Here is a 7,677-nt window from a genome sequence, read left to right as displayed (position 1 = left end):
GCGGCTCCCGCCGCTGCGCCGTCCGCCGCCGTCGGGGCGGAGGCCGCGAAACCCGCCTGGAGCCGCCGCACCCCCTATCCGGCCGCGCTCGCGGTCAACCGCCGGCTGTCCTCGCCGTCCTCGGCCAAGGACATCCGCCATCTCGAAGTCGCGCTCGGCGACAGCGGCCTGACCTATGAGGCGGGCGACGCGCTGGGCGTCATCCCGGTCAACGACCCGGCGCTCGTCACCGCGCTGCTGGCGCGGCTCGGCCTCAAGCCCGACGCGAGCGTTCCGGGTCACGATCGGCCGCTCGGCGCGCTGCTGGCGTCCGCCTTCGAGATCCGCACGCCCTCGCGCGATCTGGTGGCGGCGGTCGAGGCCCGCGCCGGCGACGAGGCCCTGACCCACGTGCTGCGCCACGGCGACAAGGAGGCGCTGGACGCCTTCCTGTGGGGCCGGGACGTGCTGGACCTGCTCGCCATCAACACGGCGGTCGGCTTCGACGCGGAGGCGTTCACGGGCCTGCTGCGCCCGCTGCAGCACCGGGCCTATTCGATCTCGTCGAGCCCGCTGGTCCATCCGGCGAGCGTCCACCTCACGGTCGCCGCGGTGCGCTGGCGTTCCGAGCACCGGGACCACGGCGGCGTCTGCTCCACCTTCCTCGCCGATCGCGTGGCGGCGGACGGGACGGTCGGCGTGTTCGTTTCGCCCAACAAGGCGTTCCGGCCGCCGGCGGATCCCAACGCGCCCATGGTCATGATCGGGCCGGGCACCGGGATCGCGCCGTTCCGCGCCTTCCTGCAGCAGCGGCAGGCGACCGGCGCCACGGGCCGCAACTGGCTGTTCTTCGGCGACCAGCACCGCGCCCACGACTTCTCCTACGAGGACGAGCTTGGCGCCATGAGCCGCGACGGGCTGCTGACCCGGCTCGATCTCGCCTTCTCCCGGGATCAGGCCGAGAAGATCTATGTGCAGACCCGCATGCGGGAGAACGGCCGCGACCTGTTCGCGTGGCTGGAGGACGGCGCCTCGATTTACGTCTGCGGCGACGCCAGCCGCATGGCCAAGGACGTGGACGACGCCCTGCACGACGTGGTCCGCGTCCACGGCGACCGCTTGCCGGAGGCTGCGGCCGACTACGTCGACGACCTGCGCAAGGCCAAGCGCTACCTCCGAGACGTGTACTGACCCGCCCCGAAACCGCGCCAAGGGATCGACGCGCCATGTCCCAGCCCTGCCGCGGCGGCGGCTGTCCGAACCGCAGGTTCAACGAACGCGATACGCTGCTCGCCGAGCCCGGCGTCTTCGCCACCCGGATCGGGGCGTCGTTCGAGCGCGTCGCGCGCGACCTGCGCGGCATGGACGGGCTGGTGACGGTGACGTCGAACCCGGTCGCGGTCATGACCCAGATCGGCGGGCTGCCGCAGGCGTCGCGCGCGGGCGAGCGGTTCGCGGGCCCGAAATCGGGCGCGGCGCTGCGCCTGCGCCCCGAAAGCGTGGCGGCGGCGCTCGCGGTGGAGCGGGCCGCCTGCGGCCGCGCGCCCTGCTCGGTGCGCTTCTTCACGCCGGAAGGCGGCGCGCTGCACAAGGTGTTTCTGCCGTCGCTGATCGACGACTACGCCTTCGCGGAGCTGACGGTGGACTGGGGCGCGGCGGAGGATGTCGGCGCGGCGGAAACCGCGGTCCGCGACGCCCGCGCTCCCGACGCCGCCTGCTGGAGCCGTCGCGGCCTCGGCTTCCACCTCGACAGCCTGTTCGGCGACGGCGGCCTGCGCCGCCGCACGCTGCTGCCGGCCTGGGGCCGGGACGAGGCCTGGCGGATCGATCCGGAGCTTGCGGTCCAGTGTCTCGGCCTCATGAACGAGGCCCGCGCGCCGGTCACGATCATCGTGCCGAACGAGGCCTTCGCGCAGATGCATGTGGGCGCGCTCGACGACGTGCGCCGCGCGGGCGACCGGCTGCGGCTCTGCGCCGGCGACTGCTCGGTCTCGCTCGACATGGCGGAGGTCGATGAGGTCTGGGTCACGCGCCACGACGAGCGCGGCCGCGCCGGCCTGACCGTCGAGTTCTACGACTGGGGCTTCCAGTGCGTGGCGCAGATCACCGAAACCGGCGACGACCCCCGCCTCGCCCGCTTCTGGCGCCGCTCCGTCGAAGCCCTGCCGCCGCTGCGGGCGTGAAGCGCCTTCTTCCTTGTCCCGGCCTTGAGCCGGGATCCAGAGACTCTGGGTTTTCAAAACAAAGCGCGACGTTTGGGACGCCCCATTCTGCCACGCTGACGTGTCTGGGTCCCGGCTCAAGGCCGGGACAAGAAAGGGGGCGCGAGCCCCCTCAGATCTTCACCACCTCGGTCAGGCGGGCGAGCTCGGTTTCGATGCGCTTCATCACGCTTTCGCCGGTGGCCGAAAGCGCGCTCATTTCCTGCGCCACCACGTTGAAGCCGGCGCCGTGTTCGGCGGCGCGGGCGGCTTCGATGCGGGCGTTCAGCGCCAGCAGCCGCAGCGTCTTCAGCGTGGCGAAGATTTCGGTGATCGCCGCGTGCATCAGCGTGACCGAGGCGCGGCCGGAGTCGAGCCGGTCCGCGAGGTCGGTGAGGCGGCTCGAGTCGAGGATGATGCCGTCGAGATAGCGCACCTCGCCGGTTTCCGGGTCGGCCGCGCAGCCGCCGCCGGTCTCGTGCACGAAGCGCCAGCCGGACGGCGTCTTCAGCCGGTAGGAGATCTGCCAGCGGCTGTTGGCGGCCAGCGCCTCGGCCACCGCGTCGTTCACCGCCGTGATGTCGTCGGGGTGGATCAGGTCGCTGAAGGCGGAGCGGGCGTCCACGAAGCGGCGGGAGTCGAGCCCGGTCAGCGCCTCGAACCCGTCCGAGACCCAGACCATGGCGTAGTCGTCGCTGTTGAGCGAGCGGTAGAGGAAACCGTCGATGCGGGCGCCGATGCTGAGCGCGTAGTCGCCGAGATCGATCGGCGCGCCGGAGGAGGACGACATCGGCGCTGGCCCTTTCGCGAGACGGATCGTCGGCCACACGGCCGCGCGATCGATCAAGCCGCGAACAGGGTTAACGCCACGTGTCCGCCTGCGTCGAAAGTCGAGCGCTGGATCAGTCCTCGACGATGTCGCGCTCCGCATAGCCCTGAAGGTAGAGCAGGGCGGTGAGGTCGCCGTGGTCGATGCGGACCTGCGCGGCGGAAGCCACCGCCGGCTTGGCGCGGAAGGCGACGCCGATCCCCGCCGCCTGCACCATGGCGAGATCGTTGGCGCCGTCGCCCACCGCCAGCGCGTCCTGAAGCGTGAACCCTCGCGCGCTCGCAAGCTCCTTCAGGGCCGCGAGCTTGGCGTCGCGGCCGAGGATGGGCTCGGCCACGAGGCCGGTCAGCAGCCCGGCGCCGTCGATCTCCAGCGTGTTGGCCCGCGCCTCGTCGAAGCCGAGCCGGCGGCCGACGTCCTCGGCGAAGGCGGTGAAGCCGCCCGAGACCAGCGCGGCGTGGGCGCCGTTGTCGCGCATGGTGGCGACCAGCGCCTTCGCGCCCGGCGTCAGGGTGATGCGTTCGTCGAGCACCCGGGCGATGGTCTCGGCGGCGGGCAGGCCTTTTAGCAGCGCGGCCCGCTCCTTCAGCGCCGGCTCGAACGCGATCTCGCCCCGCATGGCCCGCTCGGTGATCTCCGCCACCTGCGGCTTCAGGCCGACCGCGTCCGCCAGCTCGTCGATGCACTCCTGCTCGATCAGGGTCGAATCCATGTCCGCCACCAGCAGGCGCTTGCGGCGACCGTCCGCCGGCAGCACGGCCACGTCCACCGGCGCGCGGCCGATGGCGCTCTGAAGCCGGCGGCGCAGCGCGGCGGCGTCGGTCTCGCCGCTGACGAGGAACTCCGCCGCCACGCCGCCGTGGAGCATGCGCACCTCGGCGCCGATCACGACCTGCGCCGCCGCCATGACGAGGGCGGAATCCACCGCCGGCTCCAGCGGATTGGCGATCAGCACGGCGGCGAGCACGGGGGGCATGAGACACTCCATCGGCGGGGGCCGCTCCCGCGCGGCGCGCTCCCGTCTATAACGGGGGCGCGCGCGACAGAAGCGCGAACGAACGGACGGACGTGAAAGCTATGACCGAGCGCGCCGAAGGCGAGGCGCCCATCGCCGCCATTCTGATCGCCGGGCCGACCGCCTCGGGCAAGTCGGCGCTGGCGCTCGCGCTGGCGCAGCGCTTCGGCGGCGTGGTGGCGAACGCGGACGCGCTGCAGGTCTACGCCGATCTCGCCGTGCTGACCGCGCGGCCGCCGGCGGAGGACCTCGCCGCCGCGCCGCACGCGCTCTACGGCCATGTGGACGGAGCGGCGCCTTACGCGGTGAGCCGGTGGCTCGAGGACGTCGAGCCGCTGCTCGACGGCGCGCGCGGCCTGCCGGTGATCGTCGGCGGCACCGGGCTCTATTTCGACACGCTGCTCAAGGGCCTCGCCAAGGTGCCGGAGGTGGATCCCGCGATTCGCGCCCGCTGGCGCGCCGCCGGGCCGGAGGTGAACCTGCATGCGGAGCTCGCGGCGCGCGATCCCGTGATGGCGGCGGAGCTTCGGCCGTCCGACCCCCAGCGGCTGATGCGGGCGCTGGAGGTGATCGAGAGCACGGGCCGGTCGCTTGCGGAGTGGCGCAAGGCGCCGGCCGTCGGGCGGCTCGCCCAAGGCCGGGCGCTGCGGCTGGCGCTCGCCCCGGACCGGGCCGCGCTCGACGCCCGCATCGTGCGCCGGCTGGAGACGATGCTGGCCCAGGGCGCCGTCGAGGAGGCGACGGCGCTGGAGCGGCGCGGGCTTGCGCCCGACCAGCCGGTCCTGAAGGCGATCGGCGTCGCAGCGTTCTCGGCCTACGCCCGCGGGGCGCTGTCCAAGGAGGCGGCGCTGGAGCGGGCGCGCATCGACACGCGGCAATACGCCAAGCGGCAATCCACTTGGTTCCGCAACCGCATGGGCGACTGGCTTCATGTGGCGCCGGAGGAGGCGGAGGCGCTGGCGCTGGCCGAGATCGCCCGGCGGGGCATCGCGCCGGGGGCCGCTCAGTCCTTCGGCCGCGACGGGCGCGAGCCCACATAGATCGCGCCGGCGCCGACCAGCAGGATGGTCGCGGCGAGCGCGATCGGCGGCGCGTCCGACAGCGCCACGATCACGATCGAGACGGCCATGCCGGCGAAGGCGAGCAGCTTGGCGCGGGGCGGGATGACGCCGTCGCGCCGCCAGGCGACCACCGCGGGGCCGAGCGTCGGATGCGCCAGCAGCCAGCGCTCCAGCCGCGGCGAGCCGCGGGCGAAACAGGCGGCGGCGAGGATCAGGAACACCGTGCCCGGCATCACCGGCAGGATGACGCCGACCACGCCGAGCGCGAGCGCGACCACGCCGGCGCCGAGCCAGAGAAAACGGGCGAACGGGCCATGCGCGGTTTCCGCGCGCGGTTCGGTTCCGTCTCCCTCGTTTCGCCGCATCGAAGCTCCACATGCTATGGTCTGGTTGTGCGCCGCGAAAAGGTTCGCGGCAAGCCGGCCCGCCACCATGGAGCGCCGCCCGCGCGATGACGGATCAGTTGGACTCGACGCTCGCTTCGCTGGGGCAGCCTCAACCCGCCCCGAAACCCAGCGCCTCGGCGCGCATCCGCACCTACTTCCTCACGGGCCTCGTGGTGGCCGGGCCGGTCGCCATCACCATCTGGCTCACCATGTGGCTGATCGGGCTGATCGACGGCTGGGTGAAGCCGCTGATTCCGCCGGCCTGGAACCCGGACAGCTACCTGCCGGTGGCCGTGCCGGGCTTCGGCGTGGTGGCGGCCTTCATCGGGCTGACGATTCTCGGCTTCTTCGCCGCCAATCTCGTCGGTCGCACCATCGTGCAGTCCGGCGAGCAGGTGCTGAACCGCATGCCGGTGGTGCGCAGCGTCTACAAGGGCGTGAAGCAGATCTTCGAGACGGTCTTCAAGCAGGACGGCACCAGCTTCCGCCGCGTGGGCGTGATCGAGTGGCCGGGGCCGGGCCTGTGGTCGCTGTGCTTCATCACCGAGCCGGCGCGCGGCGCGCTGGCCGAGGGCCTGCCCGCGGGCGAGCATGTGTGCGTGTTCGTGCCCTGCACGCCGAACCCCACCACCGGCTATCTGGTGATGATGGAGGCCTCGAAAGTGACGGAGGTGGGCGTCACCACCGACGAGGCGTTCAAGCTGATCATGTCCATGGGCATCATCCAGCCCGCCGCCACCCCCGTCGCCACCCCGCTCCCCGCGCCCAACCTCCCCACGCGCCCCGACGCCGTCGCCGCGCAGGGCTGAGCTGTGCCCACCTTGTCCCGGACCTGATCCGGGACCCAGAACCGCTGTGGTTTCCGGAGCGGGCTGCGAGGTTTGAGCGTCGTTCTGGAGCGGAGATGCTTCTGGGTCCCGGATCAGGTCCGGGACAAGGGAAGGGGCGTCACCCCGCGCGCAGCAGGCGGACGGCGGCGTCGCGTTCGAACAGATGGAGCAGCAGGCGAAGGGCTTCGCCGCGGTCGCCCGCGAGGTTGGGGTCGGTGGCGAGGATCAGGCCCGCGTCCTGATGGGCGACGCGCGCCAGTTCGCCATGGACCTCCATGCGGGCGAAGCGGAACACGGCCATGCCGCTCTGGCGCGCGCCCAGAACCTCGCCTTCGCCGCGCAGCTCCAGATCCTTCTCGGCGATGACGAAGCCGTCGTCGGTGTCGCGCAGGGTCTCGAGCCGCGACCTGGCGGTCTCGCCGAGCGGCCCCTTCCACAGCAGCAGGCAGGTGGAGCGCTCCGCGCCGCGGCCGACACGGCCCCGCAGCTGGTGCAGCTGGGCGAGGCCGAAGCGCTCGGCGTGCTCAATCACCATGATGGTGGCCTCGGGCACGTTCACGCCGACCTCGATCACCGTGGTCGCGACCAGGATCGATGAGCGGCCCTCCAAGAAGGCCGCCACCGCCGCGTCCTTCTCGGCCGCCTTCATCTTGCCGTGCACCAGCCCGACCCGGCCGGGGAAGGCCTCGGCCAGATCGGCGAAACGGTCCTGCGCCGCGGCGACGTCCAGCGTCTCCGACTGCTCCACCAGCGGGCAGACCCAGTAGACCCGCGCGCCGGCCTCGATCGCCCGGCCGATGGCGGCGATGGTCTCCTCCAGCCGGTCGAGGCTGACGAGCCGCGTGTCGATGGGCGTGCGGCCGGGCGGCTTCTCGTCGAGGGCGGACTGGTCCATGTCGCCGAAGGCGGTGAGCGCGAGCGTGCGGGGAATGGGCGTCGCGGTCATCACCAGCACGTCCACGGCGACGCCCTTGGCGGCCAGCGCCAGCCGCTGGCGCACACCGAACTTGTGCTGCTCGTCCATCACCGCGAGCGCCAGATCCCGGAACGCCACGTCGTCCTGAAACAGGGCGTGGGTGCCGATCAGAAGATCGATCTCGCCGTCGGCGAGGCGCGCCAGCAGCGCGGCCCGCTCGCGGCCCATCTCGCGGCCCGTGAGCAGGCCGAGCCGCACGCCGGCCGCCGCCGCCAAGGGTTCCAGCGTGGCGAGATGCTGGCGGGCGAGGATTTCCGTCGGCGCCATCAGCGCGGCCTGCCGCCCGGCCTCGATCACCACCGCGGCGGCGAGCAGCGCCACCACGGTCTTGCCGGAGCCCACGTCGCCCTGCAGCAGCCGCAGCATGCGGGCGTCGGCGGCGAGGTCGGCGCGGATGGCT

The 7,677-nt window shown here is 72.6% G+C and carries 8 protein-coding genes; 4 read left to right on the top strand and 4 right to left on the bottom strand.

Annotation, left to right across the window (positions count from 1 at the left end; all coding sequences use genetic code 11):
• Together ACFQ4O_RS12985 and ACFQ4O_RS12980 are read left to right on the top strand one after the other, a co-directional pair.
• The coding region (locus tag ACFQ4O_RS12985; RefSeq protein ID WP_378776117.1) for a sulfite reductase subunit alpha at nt 1–1,170 on the top strand (1,170 nt) is incomplete at its 5' end.
• A gap of 35 nt (nt 1,171–1,205) precedes the next feature.
• Nucleotides 1,206–2,162: a ChuX/HutX family heme-like substrate-binding protein gene (locus tag ACFQ4O_RS12980; RefSeq protein WP_378776116.1), complete on the top strand. Its 957-nt coding sequence runs from the start codon at nt 1,206–1,208 to the stop codon at nt 2,160–2,162.
• Nucleotides 2,163–2,313: 151 nt separating this feature from the next.
• Here the strand turns inward: ACFQ4O_RS12980 and ACFQ4O_RS12975 are convergent, their stop codons facing one another.
• Nucleotides 2,314–2,970: a PAS domain-containing protein gene (locus ACFQ4O_RS12975; protein ID WP_378776115.1), complete on the bottom strand. Its 657-nt coding sequence runs from the start codon at nt 2,968–2,970 to the stop codon at nt 2,314–2,316.
• 112 nt (nt 2,971–3,082) lie between these two features.
• Complete coding sequence (gene serB, locus ACFQ4O_RS12970; RefSeq protein WP_378776114.1) at nt 3,083–3,985, bottom strand: phosphoserine phosphatase SerB; 903 nt, start codon at nt 3,983–3,985, stop codon at nt 3,083–3,085.
• A gap of 101 nt (nt 3,986–4,086) precedes the next feature.
• Here serB and miaA point away from each other — a divergent pair, with 101 nt between their 5' ends.
• On the top strand, nt 4,087–5,064 hold the full coding sequence (gene miaA / locus ACFQ4O_RS12965; protein ID WP_378776113.1) for a tRNA (adenosine(37)-N6)-dimethylallyltransferase MiaA: 978 nt from the start codon (nt 4,087–4,089) through the stop codon (nt 5,062–5,064).
• Here the strand turns inward: miaA and ACFQ4O_RS12960 are convergent.
• Nucleotides 5,028–5,450: a YbaN family protein gene (locus tag ACFQ4O_RS12960; RefSeq protein ID WP_378776112.1), complete on the bottom strand. Its 423-nt coding sequence runs from the start codon at nt 5,448–5,450 to the stop codon at nt 5,028–5,030. The genes miaA and ACFQ4O_RS12960 overlap by 37 nt on opposite strands.
• 86 nt (nt 5,451–5,536) lie before the next feature.
• Here ACFQ4O_RS12960 and ACFQ4O_RS12955 point away from each other — a divergent pair, with 86 nt between their 5' ends.
• Nucleotides 5,537–6,280, top strand: a complete 744-nt coding sequence (locus tag ACFQ4O_RS12955; protein ID WP_378776111.1) for a DUF502 domain-containing protein — start codon at nt 5,537–5,539, stop codon at nt 6,278–6,280.
• Between the two features lie 139 nt (nt 6,281–6,419).
• Here the strand turns inward: ACFQ4O_RS12955 and ACFQ4O_RS12950 are convergent.
• The coding region (locus tag ACFQ4O_RS12950) for an ATP-dependent DNA helicase RecG (RefSeq protein WP_378776110.1) at nt 6,420–7,677 on the bottom strand (1,258 nt) is incomplete at its 5' end.

It is taken from the genome of Methylopila musalis (genome assembly GCF_042679725.1).
GTDB lineage: Bacteria > Pseudomonadota > Alphaproteobacteria > Rhizobiales > Methylopilaceae > Methylopila > Methylopila musalis.
The sequence above is the reverse complement of the archived record's forward strand: the minus strand, read 5'-3'. Positions and strand labels throughout refer to the sequence as shown.